Below are 317 nucleotides of genomic sequence, written 5' to 3'. Positions count from 1 at the left end.
ATAAATGCGCTTCACCGGCTGGGGGCAGTACGTACCCTTCAGCAGACTTGCCCGCAGGTCGTCCAGATGCTGATCCAGTTTGACCTGCAGTTTTTGCTTATCCATTCCGTCGATACCCGGCGTGCGTGCGCCACTTGACGCAAGAACCATCCGAGCGGCCTCGGCAAGCCATTCCCGATTGGCAATCAGCCGCAGAAGCCGATCAAACCTTCGGTTTGAACCGCTCTCGGCCCATGTTGCGAGCTTGTGCTGCATTTCGCTGATTATCATAGGTCTTCACCTCATTGGGTCAGGTAATTTGCACTTCAAGCAGATTG

Annotated in this window: 1 pseudogene; it reads right to left on the bottom strand. The window is 54.6% G+C overall.

The features are described 5' to 3' along the window. A pseudogene (locus tag HBA93_RS20060) lies at window positions 1-270 on the bottom strand (hypothetical protein); the annotation flags it as partial. Between the last annotated feature and the right edge of the window lie 47 nt (window positions 271-317).

Source organism: Ochrobactrum sp. SFR4 (assembly GCF_019730395.1).
Taxonomy (GTDB): domain Bacteria; phylum Pseudomonadota; class Alphaproteobacteria; order Rhizobiales; family Rhizobiaceae; genus Pseudochrobactrum.
The sequence above is the reverse complement of the archived record's forward strand: the minus strand, read 5'-3'. Positions and strand labels throughout refer to the sequence as shown.